Annotated in this window: 19 protein-coding genes; 17 read left to right on the forward strand and 2 right to left on the reverse strand. The window is 48.2% G+C overall.

Annotated elements, in window-relative coordinates; all coding sequences use genetic code 11:
- Positions 1 to 77 precede the first annotated feature (77 nt).
- The 8 genes from rlmN to der all read left to right on the forward strand — a co-directional run bounded on the left by rlmN (position 78) and on the right by der (position 8,835).
- A complete protein-coding gene (gene rlmN / locus F905_RS14645) occupies positions 78 to 1,313 on the forward strand; it encodes a dual-specificity RNA methyltransferase RlmN (protein WP_005182389.1) in 1,236 nt (411 codons plus the stop codon).
- Between the two features lie 35 nt (positions 1,314 to 1,348).
- Entirely contained in the window at positions 1,349 to 2,146 is a 798-nt protein-coding gene (gene pilW, locus F905_RS14650; protein WP_104470591.1) for a type IV pilus biogenesis/stability protein PilW, read from the forward strand.
- Complete coding sequence (locus tag F905_RS14655; protein ID WP_005182393.1) at positions 2,137 to 2,925, forward strand: helix-turn-helix domain-containing protein; 789 nt, start codon at positions 2,137 to 2,139, stop codon at positions 2,923 to 2,925. The genes pilW and F905_RS14655 overlap by 10 nt, the downstream gene beginning before the upstream one ends.
- 22 nt (positions 2,926 to 2,947) lie before the next feature.
- The gene (gene ispG, locus F905_RS14660; protein ID WP_005182396.1) at positions 2,948 to 4,069 is read left to right on the forward strand and encodes a flavodoxin-dependent (E)-4-hydroxy-3-methylbut-2-enyl-diphosphate synthase; all 1,122 of its coding nucleotides are present in this window, start codon (positions 2,948 to 2,950) and stop codon (positions 4,067 to 4,069) included.
- Positions 4,070 to 4,072: 3 nt separating this feature from the next.
- Positions 4,073 to 5,368 carry a histidine--tRNA ligase gene (gene hisS / locus F905_RS14665; protein WP_005182398.1) on the forward strand — a complete coding sequence of 432 codons (1,296 nt, stop codon included), beginning with the start codon at positions 4,073 to 4,075 and terminating at the stop codon, positions 5,366 to 5,368.
- Positions 5,369 to 5,398: 30 nt separating this feature from the next.
- Positions 5,399 to 6,103: a YfgM family protein gene (locus F905_RS14670; RefSeq protein ID WP_005182401.1), complete on the forward strand. Its 705-nt coding sequence runs from the start codon at positions 5,399 to 5,401 to the stop codon at positions 6,101 to 6,103.
- Positions 6,100 to 7,248, forward strand: coding sequence for an outer membrane protein assembly factor BamB (gene bamB / locus F905_RS14675; RefSeq protein WP_005182405.1), 1,149 nt, complete (start codon positions 6,100 to 6,102; stop codon positions 7,246 to 7,248). The genes F905_RS14670 and bamB overlap by 4 nt, the downstream gene beginning before the upstream one ends.
- A 174-nt stretch (positions 7,249 to 7,422) precedes the next feature.
- Positions 7,423 to 8,835, forward strand: coding sequence for a ribosome biogenesis GTPase Der (der, locus tag F905_RS14680; protein WP_005182406.1), 1,413 nt, complete (start codon positions 7,423 to 7,425; stop codon positions 8,833 to 8,835).
- Between the two features lie 65 nt (positions 8,836 to 8,900).
- Here the strand turns inward: der and F905_RS14685 are convergent, their stop codons facing one another.
- Positions 8,901 to 9,677, reverse strand: a complete 777-nt coding sequence (locus tag F905_RS14685; RefSeq protein WP_005182407.1) for an SDR family oxidoreductase — start codon at positions 9,675 to 9,677, stop codon at positions 8,901 to 8,903.
- Between the two features lie 100 nt (positions 9,678 to 9,777).
- Here F905_RS14685 and mazG point away from each other — a divergent pair, with 100 nt between their 5' ends.
- The 9 genes from mazG to yjgA all read left to right on the forward strand — a co-directional run bounded on the left by mazG (position 9,778) and on the right by yjgA (position 16,442).
- Positions 9,778 to 10,539, forward strand: a complete 762-nt coding sequence (gene mazG, locus F905_RS14690; protein ID WP_005182408.1) for a nucleoside triphosphate pyrophosphohydrolase — start codon at positions 9,778 to 9,780, stop codon at positions 10,537 to 10,539.
- Between the two features lie 10 nt (positions 10,540 to 10,549).
- Positions 10,550 to 10,963 carry a ComEA family DNA-binding protein gene (locus F905_RS14695; protein WP_005182409.1) on the forward strand — a complete coding sequence of 138 codons (414 nt, stop codon included), beginning with the start codon at positions 10,550 to 10,552 and terminating at the stop codon, positions 10,961 to 10,963.
- Positions 10,964 to 11,099: 136 nt separating this feature from the next.
- Complete coding sequence (gene pcnB, locus F905_RS14700; RefSeq protein ID WP_005182410.1) at positions 11,100 to 12,572, forward strand: polynucleotide adenylyltransferase PcnB; 1,473 nt, start codon at positions 11,100 to 11,102, stop codon at positions 12,570 to 12,572.
- Positions 12,569 to 13,057 (forward strand): 2-amino-4-hydroxy-6-hydroxymethyldihydropteridine diphosphokinase, encoded by a 489-nt coding sequence (gene folK, locus F905_RS14705; protein WP_005182411.1) that lies wholly within the window; start codon positions 12,569 to 12,571, stop codon positions 13,055 to 13,057. Before pcnB ends, folK begins: the two co-directional genes overlap by 4 nt.
- Positions 13,058 to 13,102: 45 nt before the next feature.
- Positions 13,103 to 13,912: a 3-methyl-2-oxobutanoate hydroxymethyltransferase gene (panB, locus tag F905_RS14710; RefSeq protein ID WP_005182412.1), complete on the forward strand. Its 810-nt coding sequence runs from the start codon at positions 13,103 to 13,105 to the stop codon at positions 13,910 to 13,912.
- Between the two features lie 3 nt (positions 13,913 to 13,915).
- The gene (gene panC / locus F905_RS14715) at positions 13,916 to 14,761 is read left to right on the forward strand and encodes a pantoate--beta-alanine ligase (protein WP_005182413.1); all 846 of its coding nucleotides are present in this window, start codon (positions 13,916 to 13,918) and stop codon (positions 14,759 to 14,761) included.
- Between the two features lie 27 nt (positions 14,762 to 14,788).
- Complete coding sequence (gene rapZ, locus F905_RS14720) at positions 14,789 to 15,640, forward strand: RNase adapter RapZ (protein ID WP_005182418.1); 852 nt, start codon at positions 14,789 to 14,791, stop codon at positions 15,638 to 15,640.
- On the forward strand, positions 15,637 to 15,906 hold the full coding sequence (locus F905_RS14725; RefSeq protein WP_034598158.1) for an HPr family phosphocarrier protein: 270 nt from the start codon (positions 15,637 to 15,639) through the stop codon (positions 15,904 to 15,906). Before rapZ ends, F905_RS14725 begins: the two co-directional genes overlap by 4 nt.
- Positions 15,907 to 15,908: 2 nt before the next feature.
- Positions 15,909 to 16,442: a ribosome biogenesis factor YjgA gene (gene yjgA / locus F905_RS14730; RefSeq protein ID WP_005182421.1), complete on the forward strand. Its 534-nt coding sequence runs from the start codon at positions 15,909 to 15,911 to the stop codon at positions 16,440 to 16,442.
- A 130-nt stretch (positions 16,443 to 16,572) separates the two neighbouring features.
- Here the strand turns inward: yjgA and F905_RS14735 are convergent, their stop codons facing one another.
- Positions 16,573 to 18,216 (reverse strand): acyl-CoA synthetase, encoded by a 1,644-nt coding sequence (locus F905_RS14735; RefSeq protein WP_005182423.1) that lies wholly within the window; start codon positions 18,214 to 18,216, stop codon positions 16,573 to 16,575.
- Between the last annotated feature and the right edge of the window lie 391 nt (positions 18,217 to 18,607).

The raw sequence follows: 18,607 nt of genomic DNA on the forward strand, positions 1-18,607 counted from the left end.
TTTTTATTCTCTGAATAATCCCTCGCTCAGATCTTGAGCATCTCCTTTCATCCTCAGACATGATTTAGGTAATACACATGAGTAATGAAGTGGTCGCTTCATCTGCAACATCTGATGAGCAGCAACAATCTTTGTCCACTCCAGCGCAATCAACTTCTGTGCAGAAAGTGAATTTACTGGGCATGTCGCGTGCTGAGCTGGAAAAATTCTTCGAAGATTTAGGTGAGAAGAAATTTCGTGCCGGCCAGGTGATGAAATGGATTCACCAGTATTTTGTAACCGATTTTGCCGAAATGACCAATATTTCAGGCAAGTTGCGCGCAAAACTGGAACAGATATGTGAAATTAAAGCGCCCGATGTGGTGCATAAAAACTATTCTAAAGATGGTACGCGTAAATGGGTGTTCCGTGTCGGTGATGGTGCCGGTTCCTTGGTTGAAACCGTGCTGATTCCTGCGGAAGATAAAACCGGTTCGCGTAAGACTTTATGTATTTCCTCACAGGTCGGCTGTGCGCTGGACTGTTCATTCTGCTCAACCGGTAAACAGGGCTTTCAGCGCGACCTGACCCAAGCTGAAATTATTGGTCAGCTGTGGATGGCCAACTATTCCTATATGGAAGATGTGCCGGTTGCAGAGCGTGAGCGTTCGGTGACGAACGTGGTGATGATGGGCATGGGCGAGCCGCTGCTGAACTATGATGCAGTTTTAAACTCGATGCGTATTATGCTGGATGACTTCGCCTATGGCATGTCAAAACGCCGTGTAACGCTGTCGACCTCGGGTGTAGTGCCAAAAATTGACCAGCTGGCTGAAGATATTGATGTCGCGCTGGCGATTTCTTTACACGCCACCAACGATGAACTGCGCAATGAGCTGGTGCCAATCAACAAGAAATATCCACTGGAACAGCTGATTGCAGCCTGCCAGCGTTATATCAAAAAAGATGGCAACGAAAGTGCGCGTAAGCACGTGACCATTGAATATGTCATGCTCGATGGCGTGAATGACAGCATTGAACATGCCAAAGAGATGATCAAGCTGCTTAAAGACCTGCCAAGCAAAATCAATTTAATTCCGTTTAACCCGTTCCCGCATGCGCCATATGGCCGTTCAAGCCGGAACCGGATTATTTCTTTCCAAAAAACTTTGTCTGATGCCGGATTTGTGTGTACGATTCGTCAGACACGTGGTGATGATATTGATGCCGCGTGTGGCCAGCTGGTGGGACAGGTGGCAGACCGTACCCGTCGTGCGGAACAGTGGAAAAAGAAAGTTGCAGAGCGAAATGAAATTATGCGCTCTCAAGGATAATTAAATTTAGGGGGAGAGGTCCATTGACTAAGTTGATGTATAAATTCACAACCATCAGCACACTGTGTGTGGCTGCATGGATGAGCACCGGCTGTCAAACCACAACTCCTACTTTAAGTCCGAAAGATCCGGAAAAGGCAATTCAGGTGCGTACCCAGCTGGCGGCCGAGTATTTAAAATCGGGTGATTTAGACTCGGCCAAACGTGCCCTGGATCAGGCACTGGAAACAGATTCGCGTGATTCTATGGCCAATATGATGATGGGCGTGCTGCTACAGCAAGAAGGTAGCAAGCTGAATCTGGAGAAGGCCGATACGTATTTCAAGCGTGCCATCTCTGCTGATCCGAACAATGCGCAGGCGCGTAACAACTATGGTACGTATTTGTATCAGGTTGAACGCTATAATGATGCCATTGAACAGCTGAGTATTGCCGGGGCAACACTCGGTTATGATCAACGTTTTCGTGCATTGGAAAACGTGGGGCGGATTTACCTGAAACTGGGCGATATGGCGAATGCTGAAAAATCATTCAAGCAGGCTCTGCAGGCGAACCGTGACTCCTATGTTTCAATGTTAGAGTTGGCGGAAATTTTTTATTTCAACCAGCAGACTCCTGCAGCATCCAGAATGTATGAACAGTTTGTGCGTGCTGTGGGACAAAAAAATCAAGGTGCGCGTGCATTGTGGATTGGGATCCGTGTTGCACGAGCAAATGGCGATCAGTTGGGACAGCAGGTGCTGGTCAATCAGCTTCGGGCATTGTTCCCTGAAAGCCAGGAATATCAACGTTATTTGCAATTACAGCACAGTACTGAGGCCGTATGGAAGTAAATCCTAATTCACCGCAATCAAATACAAATGTAGCGCCCAATGCATTAGGAAATATCCAACGCCCAGGTGAGTATCTGCGTCAAATCCGTCAAAATCAGAAGCTTGAGCTTGAAGATGTGGCGCAAGAATTGAATATTCCGGTCAAAACCCTGACGGCGCTGGAGCAGGATGAATACAAGTCACTGCCTGAAGCGACCTTTATCAAGGGTTATTACCGCACCTACGCCAAATATTTAAAAGTCGATGCCACCAGTATCATCCAGCGTTTTGATGAAATCTATGCCAATGATACCGGCATGCTGCCGAATCATGCCCTGAATAATTCCCCAATTAAAATTATGGGCAAACTGCCTGGCTCGAATCGTGACCGTAACCGCAAATGGTTAAAGCGTATTGCGCTGGCGGTAGTGGTACTGGCCTTAATCTGGATTATCATTGCGGCCGTGCAAAACTGGTCATCTTCGCAGTCGAGCGACACCGAGCAGAATATTGTGCCAATGTCTGATGTCGAAATTATTAATTTAGACAACAGCAGTGCCGTGACCGGCGATCAGCTGTCTTTAAGCTTTAACCGTCCGACGTCGGTTCATATTGTGGATTCGACCGGGAAGGTGCTGGCCACTGGCCGTCAGGCGTCCAGCTTGAATTTAACTGGTGAGGCACCATTTCAGATTCGTTTAGATGATGCAACCGCAGTGTCATTAAGTCTAAACAATGAAAATATTTCATTGTCTCCATATACCGTCAATGGCAAAGCGGAATTCCGTTTGTCGCGTTAATGGCACAGAGTAGAGCGAAATCATGATTGAGAATCCAATTCGACGCCGTCCAACCCGTAAAATTCGTGTCGGTTCAGTCTATGTGGGCGGTGATGCGCCAATCAGCATTCAGAGTATGACCAATACCGAAACCTGTGATGTCGCTGCAACGGTTGCGCAAATTCAGCGCTGTGTTGATGCTGGTGCAGACATCATGCGGGTATCGGTACCAAGCATGGAAGCCGCACAGGCTTTTGGTGAAATCCGTAAGCAGGTCTCTGTTCCTTTGGTGGCTGATATTCACTTCGACTATAAAATTGCTTTGGCTGTGGCCGATTTCGGTGCTGACTGTCTGCGGATTAACCCGGGTAATATCGGTTCGGAAGCGAAAATCCGTGAAGTGGTGGCTGCGGCTAAACATCATGATATTTCCATGCGGATTGGGGTCAATGCCGGTTCACTGGAAAAAGATATTCAAAAGAAATATGGCGAGCCGACCGGTGCGGCTCTGCTTGAATCGGCCATGCGCCATATTGATATTTTAGACCGTCTGGATTTCCAGGAATTTAAGGTCTCGGTGAAAGCATCGAATGTATTTTTAACCATGGATGCCTATCGTTTGCTGTCGCAGCAAATTGATAATCCGCTGCATTTAGGTGTGACTGAAGCGGGAATCTATCGGACCGGTTCGGTGAAATCAGCGATTGCCTTAGGTGGCCTGCTGATGGAAGGCATTGGCGACACCATGCGTATTTCCCTGGCAGCAGAGCCGGAAGAAGAAGTCAAAATTGGCTTTGATATTTTAAAATCGCTCGGCCTGCGTTCTAACGGCATTAACTTCATTGCCTGCCCAAGCTGTTCACGTCAGGAATTTAACGTGATTAAAGCCATGCAGATGTTGGAAGAGCGTCTGGAAGATGTCCGCACTCCAATGGATGTGTCGGTGATTGGCTGTAAAGTTAACGGTCCGGGCGAAGCCAAAGAAGCTGATATTGGCGTGGTAGGTGCAAGTCCGCGTTCACTGGTGTATCGTAATGGTGAAAAGAGCCATTTAATTGATACCAATCAATTGGTTGATGAAATCGAAACAATGGTTCGTCAACGTGTTAAAGAGCTTGAAGAAGCTAAGTCAAAAGAGATTATTCGCACAGGTTTTTCTGAGTAGATCATGAGTTCAATCGTCGCAATCAAAGGTTTTAATGACATTCTCCCAACCCAGACCCCGGCTTGGAGACGTCTGGAACAGCATCTGTCCAGTCTTATGGATGCTTATGGTTATCAGCAAATCCGTTTGCCGATGGTTGAGCAGACCCATCTGTTCAAGCGTTCCATTGGTGATGCAACCGATATCGTTGAAAAAGAAATGTACACTTTCCTGGACAAAGGCAATCCGCCAGAGTCATTGACTTTACGTCCGGAAGGTACGGCAGGCTGTGTACGTGCCATGCTTGAGCATAACCTGCTGCGCGGTGCAACGCCTCGCGTGTGGTATATCGGCCCAATGTTCCGTTATGAAAAACCGCAAAAAGGCCGTTATCGCCAGTTCCATCAGTTTGGTGTGGAAACTTTTGGTGTCGCTACCCCAGATATGGATGCCGAGCTGATTTTAATGACCGCGCGTTTATGGAAACGTATGGGCGTTGCAGATAAAGTTCAACTTGAACTGAATACTTTAGGTGAGTCAGATGAACGTGCCGCGTATCGCGCCGCCTTGGTTGAGTTCCTGGAAACGCACAAAGCCGATCTCGATGAAGATTCTCAGCGCCGTTTAAGCACCAACCCGCTGCGTATTCTGGACTCTAAAGATGCCAAAACTCAGAGCATCCTGGAAAATGCACCAAAACTTCACGACTTTATGGGTGAAGACACCATGGCGCATTTTGCCCTGTTGCAGCAGTATCTGACTGATGCCGGTGTCAGCTTCGTGATTAATCAAAAATTGGTCCGTGGTCTGGATTATTACAACAAAACCGTATTTGAATGGACCACCACCCATTTGGGTTCACAAGGGACAGTGTGTGCCGGAGGCCGTTATGATGGTCTAGTGGGGCAGTTAAAAGGCAAGCCAGAACAGTCGGTTCCGGCAGTCGGTTTTGCCATGGGCATGGAGCGTTTATTGCTTCTACTGGAACAGGTCGAAGACAACAGCCCAAGCCGCGATTGTGAAGTATTCCTGGTGGCCGATCCGGCATCACAAGGTAAAGCACTGGTGCTGGCAGAGCAGATTCGTGACCAGCTTGAAGCCAGTGGTAGCGCCATTCGTTTGAAAGTCGGCTCGCAAGGCTCGATGAAAAGCCAGATGAAAAAAGCCGACCAGTCGGGTGCACTGTATGCTTTAATTCTGGGTGAGCGTGAGTGGGAAAACCAGCGCTTCGCCGTTAAAGAACTGGCCACTGCCGAGCAGTTGGATGTAGCTGTGGCAGAGATTGTGCCATTTATGATTGAAAAATTTTCTTCAAAATAAGCCAAAGAATATAAGGAAAAGGGTAATTCAATGAGCGCATTAAGTGATGATGAACAACTTGATCATTTAAAATCATTCGCTAAGAAATATGGTTCTGCAATTATTAGCGGGATTTTGATTGCGCTGATTGCCTTTTTCGGATGGCAATACTGGCAGAAGAAAAACCTGGCTGAAGATCAGACCAACACCGCCAAAGTCCAGCAACTGATGGACGAGGCGCGTGCGGCTGAAGGCGATGACAAGGCTTTCCAGAATCTGTCGACCACGGCCGATAAGATTGTGAAAGAAGCACCAGATTCCGTCCAGGCCATTCAGACCCAGTTCTTAATGGCGAAACTGGCCTATGATCAGGGCGATTATGCCGGTGCAGAAAAAGCCTTAAAGAAAGTTGAAAATTCTAAAGTCGATGATGCCGGCTTAATGCAGGTATTAAAACTGCGTTTGGCCTATGCGCAATTGGCACAAAAGAAATATGATGAGGCACTGAAAACCTTGTCTGCCGTCAACGATCCCGCCTTTAAAGCAACAGCTGAAGAAGCGCGTGGTGATGTGTACGTGGCGAAAAACGATATTGAAAATGCCAAAAAAGCGTATCAGAACGCATGGAATGCGTTACTTGAACGTCAACAGGAACGTCAAATTTTACAAATTAAACTCGAAAGTGTCGGCGTTTTAGTTGATGATCCTGAAATTGAACGTCCTGTAATCGACACACAAGTGGATGAAACTGAATGAATAGAAAATATAAGATCCCGTTTGCACTAACTGTTTTAAGCCTTGCATTGGTTGGCTGTTCAAGCAACAGCATTAAAGTTGAAAAAGTAAAACCGAATCCTTTGCCAAAACTGCAACAGGCCAAAACCCTGGTGCCTGTATTTTCTCAAAACACCTCATCGACTGCTGAAGAAGATCCGCTGCGTTTACAGCTAGATGTCGATAATGGCGTGGTATTTAGTATTGATCCTAAAGGTGAAGTAGCGGCCTATCGTGGCAAGCAGCGTTTGTGGCAGACCGAAGTCAGCAAACAGGGGCTCAGCTCAGGTGTAGAAGCGGCAGAAGGTCTGGTGATTGTTGGGAATCAGAAAGGCCAACTGTTTGCACTGGATCAGGCCACAGGTGAGAAAAAGTGGACCGCACAATTGACTGGGGCTATTCTGGCACCTTCGCTGGTGCATGCCAACCGTGTGGTGACTATCAGCAATGATGGTATTGTCTATGCGCATAACCTGGCGACTGGCCAGCAAATGTGGACTTACAATTTGCCGAATGTCCAGTTTAGCCTGCGTGGTAGCGCTGCACCGGTAGCGGTTGATCCGCGTACCGTCCTGGTAGCAACCGCCAATGCTTATATTTATGCAATTGATGTGGTGACCGGTACGCCGCGTATGCAGCGCCGTGTGGCCATCAGTGAAGGTCGCTCCGATATTCAGCGTTTAAATGATATTGATGGCGATCCGGTAGTAGCTGGCCAGTTCCTGGTCACTACCAGCTTCCAGGGCCAGGTGACCGTCACTGATCTGGCTTCACAGCAAGTGGTTTGGAGCGAAGACCTGAGCAGCACCAAGCGTCCGGAAGTGGTCGGCAATGGGGTTTTTGTCGCCAGTGCCGATGGCCGTTTAGTGGCTTATGAAATTACCAGTGGCCAGAAGCTGTGGGAAAATGACCAGTTGCTTAACCGTCGTTTAAGTAACCCGGTAATGCTGGGTCAGGACCTGGTGGTGGGAGATATGGATGGTGTCTTGCATCTGTTTAACCCGAGCAACGGTCAGCTGATTGGTCGCGCCAAAACCAGCGGTGAAGTGCGTTCTTTACGTGTCATCGACAACCAGTTATATGTCGGTACGCAAAAGGGTGCATTCAGCATTTGGCAGAACCGTTAACTTTTTGTTGCCTTATGTTAAACTAGCCGACAATTTCCGTATTTTTTAACGCGGGGTGATTGAATATTCAATGCCCCGTGTTTTTATTCAGGTCTTTGACTGAAATTTTTTCTTCCCATTTGTTTCTGATGTTCAGACCCGTGTAGTGGACTGATCTCAAATAAAGGTTAATCTATGAAACCCGTAATTGCGCTCATTGGTCGTCCGAACGTCGGAAAATCAACGTTGTTTAACCAGATCACCAAGAGTCGTGATGCTCTGGTCGCAGACTTTGCCGGCCTGACGCGTGACCGTAAATATGGTGATGCGACCTATCAGAATAAATCCTTCATCGTGGTCGATACTGGCGGTATTGGCGAATCTGAAGGTGGTATCGATTCTTACATGGCCGAGCAGTCGAAAACCGCCATCCATGAAGCCGATATGATCATCTTCGTGGTCGATGCGCGTGCCGGTCTGCTGGCTTCGGATGAGCAGATTGCCCGTGAACTGCGTACGCTGGGTAAAAAAGTCTTTCTGGTGGCCAACAAGGTCGATGGCGTACATGCAGAAGCCGCGCTGGTTGAATTCTTTAAACTGGGGATGGGCGAGCCAATGCAAGTGGCCGCCAGCCATGGTCGCGGTGTTCAGCAGATGCTGGAAGAAGTACTGCAAGATGTGCCGGAAGATGAAAACCCGGAAGAGCGTGATGAAGACACGGGTCTGCGTCTAGCGATTATTGGTCGTCCAAACGTGGGTAAATCGACGCTGGTGAACCGTTTGCTGGGTGAAGAGCGCGTGGTTGCTTTTGACCAGCCGGGCACAACACGTGACTCGATCTATATTCCGTTTGAGCGTGAAGGGCGTAAATACACCCTGATTGATACTGCCGGTGTACGCCGTAAAGGCAAGGTTGATGAAATGATCGAGAAATTCTCGATTGTAAAAACCTTGCAGGCGATGAAAGATGCCAACGTGGTGGTTGTGGTGGTCGATGCGCGTGAAGGGATTGTCGAGCAGGACCTGCACCTGATTGGTTATGCGCTGGAAGCTGGCCGTGCCATGGTGATTGCGATCAATAAATGGGACAACATGTCTGAATATGATCGCAAGCAGTGTAAGCTGGATGTCGAGCGCCGCTTTGACTTTATTCCTTGGGCGCGTATTCACCTGATTTCAGCGCTGCATGGCACTGGGGTGGGTGATCTTTATCCATCGATTCATCGTGCTTATGAGTCTTCGCGCTTAAAAGTATCACCAGCCAAACTGACTCAGATTCTGAATGATGCAACTGAAGCGCACCATCCGCCAAAAGTGCAGGGTCGTGCCATTAAAATGCGTTATGCACACATGGGAGGCCAGAACCCGCCAACGATTGTAATTCACGGTAACAAGGTGGATAAAACCCCGGCCGATTATCGTCGTTACCTGGAAAACGTGTTCCGTAAGGTCTATAAGCTGGAAGGAACTCCGGTGAAGATTGAATTTAAAACCTCTGAGAACCCGTTTGAAGGACGTAAATCACAGGTGGATGAACGTACTGCTGCGCGTCGTCGTCGTTATGTACAGAAGTTTAAGAAAGCCGAGAAGAAATTTAAACGCGGTTAAGCGGTTTGTCGCTTGATACAAAAAAAGCCCGAATCAGATTCGGGCTTTTTTATGGCCATTAGTTTCTAGTCTGGACGCCGTGCCAGCAACATATTGCTATAACGATTCACCCACTGCGGGCTTAGGCGTGACAGGGTAAACAGGAATTTGCTTTTTAATCCGACCGGCTGATGGGTGGCGGTAAATAGCGAGCTTTTTCGCGTAACACAACTGAAAATTTCATCGGCCACATCTTCCGCGCTTAAATGTACCCCCATATTTTGGATGGTGCCGGCATCCATATCTTTGACCATGGCGGTTTGTACAAACAGAGGCATCACATCCAGCACCCGGATACCGTATTTTTGCCATTCAACATCCAGCCCTTCGCTTATACCGCGTACCGCAAATTTGCTGGCCGAATACGATACCAGATCGGCCTGTCCATAAATGGCCGAAGCTGATGACAGGTTCACCACCCGGGCAAAAGTCGCCTGTTTTAAATAAGGCAGTGCGGCATGACAGCCATTTAGCACCCCATTGACATTAACCTGCATGGTACGCTGATGCGCCTGAATCTCGGTGTCTTCAAAAGCACCCGAATATAAGATACCGGCATTATTGACTAAAATATTCAGCTCGCCAGCCCAGTCTACAAAACGCGCCAAAGCCGTTTGCCACTGTGCATAATCCGCGACATCCAGCCCGCCGGCTTGCGCATTGGGACCCAGCTGCTGCGCCAGTTGCTCGGCCTGTGCAACATTTAAATCATAAATTCCGACTTTATAACCCGCCTGATAAAATAAGCGGGCCACTGCTGCACCAATGCCTTGTGCTGCACCACTAATGAAGATACTGTGCATGTGGCTAACTCCTTTTGTTTTTGTTTTTCAAAGTGTTGTTCTGTTGAGAGCATAGCAAATATTTTTATGTAGATGATGGTTAAAGAAGGTAGAAATCGGCATGGATCAGTTATTGGCAGTGATGAAACAGCTTCGTGAGCAATGCCCATGGGACCAGAAGCAGACCCCGGAATCGCTGACCAGGTATGCAATTGAAGAAGCCTATGAAGTCGAAGCGGCCGTGCGCAGTGGTCATGCTCAGGACGTCAAAGAAGAACTGGGTGATCTATTGCTGCAAGTGGTATTCCAGTCGCAAATGTATAGCGAGCAGGGTGCTTTTGACTTTCAGGATGTGGTGCAGGCCATTACCGATAAAATGATTCGCCGTCATCCGCATGTATTTCAGCCCGAGCAGTTTGCGGCCTTAAGCCCGGAAGATGTCAGTGCATTGTGGCAGCAGATTAAACAGCAGGAAAAAGCCGGCAAACCTGCATCGCGCTTATCTGAGGTCAAACATGGCCCGGCCATTCAGCAGGCACAGCAGTTACAGCACAATGTCGCGCAGATTGGCTTTGATTTTCCCGATGTCACTGGTGCGATGCAAAAAGTCGATGAAGAGTTGCAGGAGTTGAAACAGGCGGTGGATCGGCAAAATTCCGACGAAATTCTGGATGAGCTGGGTGACTGTTTATTCTCTTTAATTAATGTTGGCCGTAAACTGAATCTGTCCAGCGAAATGGCTTTGCTGAGTACCGTACATAAATTTAGAACCCGCTTTGCTTTCATTGAACAGCAGTTACAACAGCAGCATAAAAATATAGAACAGGTGTCGTTGGCTGAAATGGATCAGCTGTGGGAGCAGGCAAAACAACAATTAAAATGACAGAGTGACCATGACAAGAAGAATAAGATTTCAACACGCTCAAGCTCTAATTCAACTGGCGTTAATGTTCTGCGTGTTTTGTAGCTTTTTCGCGCTGCAAAATGCGCAGGCAGAAAATTATGATGCGCGTTATCTGCAATGGAAGGCCGAACAAGAGGCGATTGATGCCCGCTTAAGCCCGTCGGCTTCTACGAAGACTTCCCAACCCCGTTCAGCTAGCGCAGGCAGCAGTGAAAAAATTAATCTGAATATGGCAACAGCCGCGCAATTACAGCAATTATCTGGCGTGGGACAAAAGAAGGCGGAAGCCATTATTGAGTACCGTAATCGGCATGGAAAATTCAAACGGATTGAAGATTTACAGCTGGTCAAAGGGATTGGACCGGCATTATTGGCCAAAAACCGGCACCGGCTGGGTATTTAATCGGGTCTGATCATCGGCCAACACCGCATCAGCCGGGCCCGAGTATTGAGATAATCAAATTGCCCTTTGATTGTGTTAGAGATATGATTAGCGTCATCTAATCTATTTTACGTTCAGACGTAGGAGACAGCGTCTTTTGCAAACTTTGCGCGCGTCAAAATGTGGTTTATCAACCACGCAATTACCTGCTTACATTCTAGATGTTATTGATGCTTTAACCAAAGCTGGCTATGAAGCTTATATCGTTGGTGGTGGTGTTCGTGACCTGATGTTGGGCCTGAATCCGAAGGATTTTGATGCCGTGACCAATGCCACGCCATCTCAGGTCAAAGAGGTGTTCGGACGCCGCTGTCGCATTATCGGACGCCGCTTTGAGCTGGCTCATGTCTATTCTGGACGTGAACTGGTGGAAGTTGCTACCTTCCGTGCACCGCCGAAAAGAGCGGTGACCTCTGCTGCGGGCATGATTTTAAGAGACAATAACTGGGGCACGATTGAGCAGGATTTTGCCCGTCGTGACTTCAGTATCAATGCTTTGTATTACCAGCCACGTAAAGGAATCGTGCTGGATTTCTGTCATGCAGTTGATGACATTAAATCCAAAACCTTGCGTCTGCTTGGGGATCCGACCGTCCGTTTTGAAGAAGATCCGGTGCGGATGCTGCGGACCTTACGTTTTGCGGCCAAGCTGAATTTCAATATTGATCCGGCCATTCTGGAGATTTTTACTCCGGAAATGACCCAGTTGCTGCGCGATGTTTCTCCGCACCGTCTGTATGATGAATCGCAAAAACTGTTCACCATGGGGCATTTAAATCGCGTCTTGCCGATGCTGATTGACTTCGGTATCTGGCGTCAGCTTTTTGCCGACATCAAGCCGGACATCACTCCCTTTATTGAACTGGCTGCAAAAAATACCGATCAGCGCATTGCGATTGGCAAAACCATCAACCCGGCCTTTTTCTATGCGGTGCTGCTGTGGAAGCCATTTTTAGAGCGCTGTGATTTTTATCTGTCCAAAGGGGTAATTCCGGCAGAAGCACGTGCACAGGCTGGGCTGGATGTGTTGAAACGTCAGGCCACCCGCACGGTGATTCCGCGTTTTGCCGAAACCTTTATTCGTGAAGTCTGGGAAATGCAAACCCGTTTGCTGAATCCAAAACCTCAGCAAATTGCTGCCTTGTCCAACCATGCGCGTTTCCGTGCCGGTTTCGACTTTTTGCTGCTGCGTGAAAGATCTGGCGATGCCCAGACTCAAGAGATGGGTACGTGGTGGGATCAGTACCAGACCATGAGCACCGATGAAAAAGAACGTGCCATTGGCCAGTACAACCGTCAGCGGGCCAAGAGCCGTCGCAAAGCTGCTCAGGAAGAACATCTGGAGCAGCAGCTGAATGCCGCGCAGACCGCCGAAATTGAACCGCTGGTGAATGAGCCGGAGCCACGCAGCCGCCGTGCCCGTAAAGCCAAACAGCAGGAAGATGCCCGTGCCCAGGTTGCATCAACATCATCAAGCAATGGCTCGGGGATTGGTGCAGACCATCCAATTCTGAAGCGCAAGCGGGTACAACGGGATTTAAGTCAGGTTATTTTCGGGCCAACACAATGAGTAGGGTGACTTATATTGGCCTGGGTAGTAACCTGGGCGATTCACGCCAGATTCTGACCGAAGCTGTGCACAAGCTGGCGACGTTGGGTCAGGTCAAAACCTCTAAACTGTATCAAAGTCCGCCAATGGGGCCACAAGACCAGCCGAATTATTTAAATGCGGTGGTACAGCTGCGTACAGATTTACCGGCGCTGGAATTGCTGGATCAGCTGCAGCGTTTTGAGCAGGAAGCCGGACGGGTGCGTTTACGCCATTGGGGTGAACGCACGCTCGATCTGGATTTACTCCTCTATGGACAGGAGCAGATTCAGCATGAACGTCTGACTGTGCCGCATGTCGGCGTTTTAGAACGCGATTTCGTGGTCATTCCATTACTGGATTTAGACCCCGAACTGCGTGTGCATACGCAATTATTAAAAGACTTGCCGTTCATTCAACAGCCCGCACTGGATGTGCTGGACCATGAACACTGGGCAAATATTTAAAGTGATTTTTAGCATGTTCTATGCTTTTCCTAGAGGAACATCTCCATGATTAGTCTCAGTGACTTAAGACAATTTAAAGCCGATGGTCGCAAATTCTCCTGCCTGACTTGTTATGATGCGAGTATGGCCAAGGCAATGGAAATTGCTGAAATTGATAGTATTTTAATTGGCGACTCGCTGGGGATGTCGATTCAGGGCCGTGACTCTACCTTGCCGGTGACCGTTGAAGATATGGCCTATCATACGGCAGCAGTGCGTCGTGGCAATCAGCATGCCTTTATCATGACCGATCTGCCATTTATGAGTTATGCCACCTTGAATGATGCACTGCAAAGCTCGAAAACCGTGATGCAGGCCGGTGCGCAAATGGTCAAAATGGAAGGTGGTGCCTGGCTGGCTGAAACCGTAGAAGTGCTGACCCGTAACGGAATTCCAGTGTGTGTGCATTTGGGCCTGACGCCGCAATCGGTACATGTCTTTGGCGGTTATAAACTCCAGGCGCGTACCCGTGAAGCGGCGGACAAGTTGATTGCCGACTGTCAGGCGGTGGTTGATGCCGGTGCTGCGCTGTTATTGCTGGAATGTGTACCGGCGCAGCTTGGTCAGGAAATTAGCGCCCTGTTCCCGCATATTCCGGTAATTGGAATTGGTGCCGGTGCAGACACCGATGGTCAGGTGCTGGTGGTGCAAGATATGCTGGGTCTGACGTTTGGCCGCGTTGCCAAATTTGTACGGAACTTTATGAAAGAGCAGTCTGGTGAAACAGCCATTTTAGATGCCTTCAAAGCCTATCATGCTGCGGTACAAGACGGTTCTTTCCCGGCACGTGAACAAACTTTCCAAGTTGAGTTGTAAAACATGAAAACAGAAACCACGATTCAGGGATTGGCAGCCTCATTAAATCCTGCACGTGCAGCGCGTAAAATTATTGGTTTTGTCCCGACCATGGGCAATTTGCATGAAGGCCATCTGAGCCTGGTGCGTGAAGCGCGTCAATTATGTGATGTGGTGGTGGTCAGCATCTTCGTGAACCCGATTCAGTTTGGTCCAAATGAAGACTTTGACAACTATCCACGGACCTTGGAACAAGACAGTCAATTGCTGGCAGAAGCCGGTTGTGACATCGTATTTGCACCTTCTGTCGAGCAAATGTATGGCAAAAACCCGCGTTTAACCAACATCAGTGTGTCTGAAATTACCGAAGACCTGTGTGGTTTGCAGCGTCCGGGACATTTTGATGGTGTCGCGGTGGTGGTGACCAAGCTGTTTAATATTGTGCAGCCGAACTATGCCTTCTTTGGCCAAAAAGATTATCAACAGCTGGCGGTGATCCGTCAGTTTGTACGTGACCTGAATATTCCGCTGGAAGTGATTGGCGTGCCAATTGTCCGGGCAGAGGATGGTCTGGCGCTCAGTTCACGTAACGGTTATTTAAGTGAACAGGAACGTAAAACGGCACCAGTAATTTATCAAAGCCTGAAAAATGCTGAACAGGCACTGCAACAGGGTGAAAAGCTGTCAGAAGTGTTAGCGAATATTAAGGCAGCATTGACGCAGGCCGGCTTTGTTGTGGACTATGTAGAGGCACGTACACCTGAACTGCAAAAAATTGATGAATTTAATCAAGAGATTGTTTTGTTCGTGGCGGCAAAATTGGGAAGCACCCGCTTAATTGATAATATGCAGATCAAACCGACTGCATAGCTCAGCAATGGAAAGGACAGCCTTGTCATGAAGCGTATTTTGATTGTGACCGGACAATCAGGTTCAGGAAAATCCTCGGCTTTGCAGGTTCTCGAAGACCTCGGATATTACTGTATTGATAACCTTCCTCTGGCATTGCTGCCCGAAATTGTGGCCAAGCTTGATCTGGAAAATAATCTGGAACAGCTGGCGCTAGGGGTCGATGTACGCAGTACCCGCGCCAATTTGCAGGAATTTGACCAGGTGTTTGAACAGTTGCAAGGTCATGGCTCGGTCGATATTATTTATCTGACTGCCCAAGATCAGGAGCTGATCACCCGCTTTAGTGCTTCGCGCCGTCCGCATCCTCTGGCCAGCCGGTTTAAAAGTCTGCATCAATGCATTCAGGAAGAAAAAGTCCTGCTTATGCCGATTCAGCTGCGCTCCACGGTGCACATTGATACCACCGACAAGAGTGTGCATGACTTAAAACACACCTTGCTGTCGAAGCTGGGCCAGACCGATAAGCTGATTGTGATTTTGCAATCTTTTGGCTACAAGCATGGTATTCCGCTGGATGCCGACTATGTCTTTGATATCCGGCATTTGCCGAACCCACATTGGGATCTGTCTTTGCGCAAATATTCCGGGCTGGATGAGCCGGTGCAACAGTTTCTGGAACAGCATGAACAGACCAATGAAATGTTCCAGGATATTTATCAGTTTTTAAATAAATGGCTGCCTGCATTTGCAGAAGGGCATCGTCATTATATGACCATCTCTATTGGCTGTACCGGTGGGCAGCACCGATCTGTTTATATGGTGGATAGACTAAAAAAGGCACTTGAGGCACAATGGTCTATTCAAGTCTTACACCGGGAAATGAAGCACTGGTCATGATTGACACAACTGTTGACGTAATTAATAAACTAGGTTTACATGCGCGTGCATCAGGCAAACTGATTGAAGTCACCACGAAATTCCGTTCGTCCATTCAAATTGGCAAAGGTGACAAGTTGGTCGATGCAAAAAATATCATGTCCCTGCTCATGCTCGGCGCAGGTAAGGGCACAACTTTACGTTTAGTGATTGAAGGTGCAGATGAAGAACAAGCTTTATCTGAAATTCAGGCACTTTTTGCAGCAAAATTTTACGAGGCAGATTAATCGTGGCACGTCGACCGCACCGTTTTACCGAAGATGATTTCGAATCTTTAGAAGGACGTGCAAGTAAAACTGAACAGAAAAAAGCCGTACAGCGTATGGCTGCTTTGGGCGAGCAGTTGGCTCAACTGAACCCGAAGCAAATTCAAAAGCTTCCTGTAGATGAGCGTTTAATTGATGCACTCATTGAAGTGCAGAATATCAGTTCGCATGAGGCGCGTCGCCGTCAGTTCCAGCGGATTGGGAAACTGCTGCGCAATGAAGATGAATCGGTGATTCTGTCTTATTTAACCCCGCAGCAGGGTGCCAAAAAAACCGCGCAGCTGCAACGCTGGGTCGAGCGGATTATTAAAGATGGTGATCCGGTAATTAATGATTTCTGCAAAACTTATAATGCGGCAGAACGACATACCCTGCGTCAGCATGTGTTGCGCATTCACCGTGATTTGAAAGTGGAAATGCCGGAAGCAGAGCTGGAAGCATCCAAGTTAAAACTGTTTAACTATGTGCAGCAAGTGGCGCTGTTATCTGACAATTAAGCTAATCAGACTTCATCTGGTCCGAAGCCATTAAAAACGACTCAATGGAGTCGTTTTTTTATTGCGGTTCATTTTTGGGTGACTGATGTGAAAACGGGCACTATGACCCGCATCAACATCTCGGCTGGCTTTAACCAAACTCGCCGACAGCGCGTTCTTTGGCCCATTCACGTAATACAAACTTCTGTAATTTGCCGGTCGAGGTTTTAGGAATCTCGGTAATCACCACTTCTTTTGGCACTTTAAAGCGCGCCAGATGCTGCTGGCAGAAGGCAATGATTTCATCTTCGGTCACGGTTTTACCTTCTTTAATTTCAATAAAGGCGCACGGGACTTCCTGCCAGCGCGGATCCGGTTTGGCCACCACTGCCGCGGTGAGGACCGCAGGGTGCTGATACAACACCTCTTCAACTTCCAGCGAGGAAATATTTTCACCGCCGGAAATAATCACATCCTTGGAGCGGTCGGTAATTTTGGCATAGCCGTCCGGCTGGCAAACGGCCAGGTCGCCGGTATGGAACCAGCCGCCGGCAAAGGCTTCGGCCGTCGCTTCCGGATTTTTTAAATAGCCTTTCATCACGATATTGCCACGAAACATAATTTCGCCCATGGTTTCGCCATCGTTCGGTACCGGTTGCATGGTCTCCGGGTCGAGGACTTTCATGCCATCTTGCAGCGGATACGGCACACCTTGGCGTGAATGTAATTGCGCCTGTTCCTGAATGGTCAGCTCGGACCAGCCAGCTTGTGATGCACATAGCGCTGATGGGCCATAGGTTTCCGTTAAGCCATAAACATGGGTCACGTTAATGCCCAGATTACGCATCCCTTCAATAATCGCCGCAGGCGGCGCTGCACCGGCCACCATCACTTCTACGCGATGCTTAATTTTGATCTGCTGCTGTTCCGGGGCATTAATCAGCATCGACAGTACAATCGGTGCGCCGCAGAAGTAATCAACTTTATGTTCAGCAATCAGTTTAAAAATCAGCTCAGGGTCGACTTTACGCAGGCAGATATTGGTGCCGCCATTGGCTGCCATGGTCCAGGCAAAACACCAGCCATTGCAGTGGAACAGCGGCAAGGTCCATAAATAGGTGGCACGTGGGGTCATGCCGCAGGCAATAATATTACTGGCGGCATTGATATAAGCCCCACGATGATGATAGACCACGCCTTTCGGGTTGCCGGTGGTGCCAGAGGTATAGTTCAGGCTAATCGCATCCCATTCATCTTGTGGGAGTGACCATTCAAAATTGGCATCGCCTTCAGCCAGCCAGTCTTCATATTCAATCTGGCCAATTGGGGCAGTAAAGCACTGCTCATACAGCTCATCTTCAACATCAATCACAAAAATCTCTTGTGGCACCAGCGCCAGCGCTTCTTTGGCCACGGCAGAAAATTCCGGATCAACCAGTAACACTTTGGATTCGGCATGTTCCAGCATAAAGGCCAGACTTTTGGCATCGAGCCGGGTATTGAGGGTATTAAGGACGGCGCCTGCCATTGGCACGGCAAAATGCGCTTCCAGCATGGCTGGTACGTTCGGGAGTAAGGTGGACACGGTATCATTCTTGCCGACCCCCAGCTGTTGTAGCTGATGGGCAAACTGGCGACAGCGCTGATATTTTTCTCGCCAGGTAATGCGGCGTTTACCGTGAATAATTGCATCCTGATGCGGGTAGATATAAGCAGCGCGTTCAAGGTATCTCAGTGGAGACAAGGCCACGAAATTGGCAGGGGTACGCGGCAATTGATCATATGCGCTAACCATTATTATTACTCCCTAATCATATTTATTGTTTATCTGGTTTAAAGATATTCATTTCAGTGCAGGCTTGCAGTTATTCTTTAGTCGAGTGAGCGGTATTGCAGCTAAATAGGCACGCTATCACCTGAAATATAAACCTTTTTTGATCCGGTAAAATTGTATGGAGATATTTCTTTTTTATCTGGGTGCAGCTGATGATGGCAGTTGCAGATAGATCGGCCAGATCAGCGTATAAAAAGCCACATCATCCGTTTGACCGGTAAATCCGGAAATAAAATTGGCCCATGCAGCACATTTTTTTAAATCAGAAAAAATTAAGCATAAACACGAGGCTTAATTTGAATTTTCTCGGAGAAAAGGTTTAATCACCGCGCCAAGACGTGTAAAATTCTAG

The organism is Acinetobacter sp. CIP 53.82 (assembly GCF_000369465.1).
In the GTDB taxonomy this organism is placed as follows: Bacteria; Pseudomonadota; Gammaproteobacteria; order Pseudomonadales; family Moraxellaceae; genus Acinetobacter; species Acinetobacter indicus.

Bases quoted from the DNA above. Each gene is read 5' to 3' on its own strand.
- panB (WP_005182412.1), top strand. From the start codon at position 13,103: ATGATTAGTCTCAGTGACTTAAGACAATTTAAAGCCGATGGTCGCAAA.
- F905_RS14685 (WP_005182407.1), bottom strand. From the start codon at position 9,677: ATGCACAGTATCTTCATTAGTGGTGCAGCACAAGGCATTGGTGCAGCA.
- F905_RS14695 (WP_005182409.1), top strand. From the start codon at position 10,550: ATGACAAGAAGAATAAGATTTCAACACGCTCAAGCTCTAATTCAACTG.
- F905_RS14735 (WP_005182423.1), bottom strand. From the start codon at position 18,216: ATGGTTAGCGCATATGATCAATTGCCGCGTACCCCTGCCAATTTCGTG.
- hisS (WP_005182398.1), top strand. From the start codon at position 4,073: ATGAGTTCAATCGTCGCAATCAAAGGTTTTAATGACATTCTCCCAACC.
- mazG (WP_005182408.1), top strand. From the start codon at position 9,778: ATGGATCAGTTATTGGCAGTGATGAAACAGCTTCGTGAGCAATGCCCA.
- ispG (WP_005182396.1), top strand. From the start codon at position 2,948: ATGATTGAGAATCCAATTCGACGCCGTCCAACCCGTAAAATTCGTGTC.
- rapZ (WP_005182418.1), top strand. From the start codon at position 14,789: ATGAAGCGTATTTTGATTGTGACCGGACAATCAGGTTCAGGAAAATCC.
- F905_RS14725 (WP_034598158.1), top strand. From the start codon at position 15,637: ATGATTGACACAACTGTTGACGTAATTAATAAACTAGGTTTACATGCG.
- F905_RS14670 (WP_005182401.1), top strand. From the start codon at position 5,399: ATGAGCGCATTAAGTGATGATGAACAACTTGATCATTTAAAATCATTC.
- panC (WP_005182413.1), top strand. From the start codon at position 13,916: ATGAAAACAGAAACCACGATTCAGGGATTGGCAGCCTCATTAAATCCT.
- folK (WP_005182411.1), top strand. From the start codon at position 12,569: ATGAGTAGGGTGACTTATATTGGCCTGGGTAGTAACCTGGGCGATTCA.
- pilW (WP_104470591.1), top strand. From the start codon at position 1,349: ATGTATAAATTCACAACCATCAGCACACTGTGTGTGGCTGCATGGATG.
- der (WP_005182406.1), top strand. From the start codon at position 7,423: ATGAAACCCGTAATTGCGCTCATTGGTCGTCCGAACGTCGGAAAATCA.
- rlmN (WP_005182389.1), top strand. From the start codon at position 78: ATGAGTAATGAAGTGGTCGCTTCATCTGCAACATCTGATGAGCAGCAA.
- bamB (WP_005182405.1), top strand. From the start codon at position 6,100: ATGAATAGAAAATATAAGATCCCGTTTGCACTAACTGTTTTAAGCCTT.
- F905_RS14655 (WP_005182393.1), top strand. From the start codon at position 2,137: ATGGAAGTAAATCCTAATTCACCGCAATCAAATACAAATGTAGCGCCC.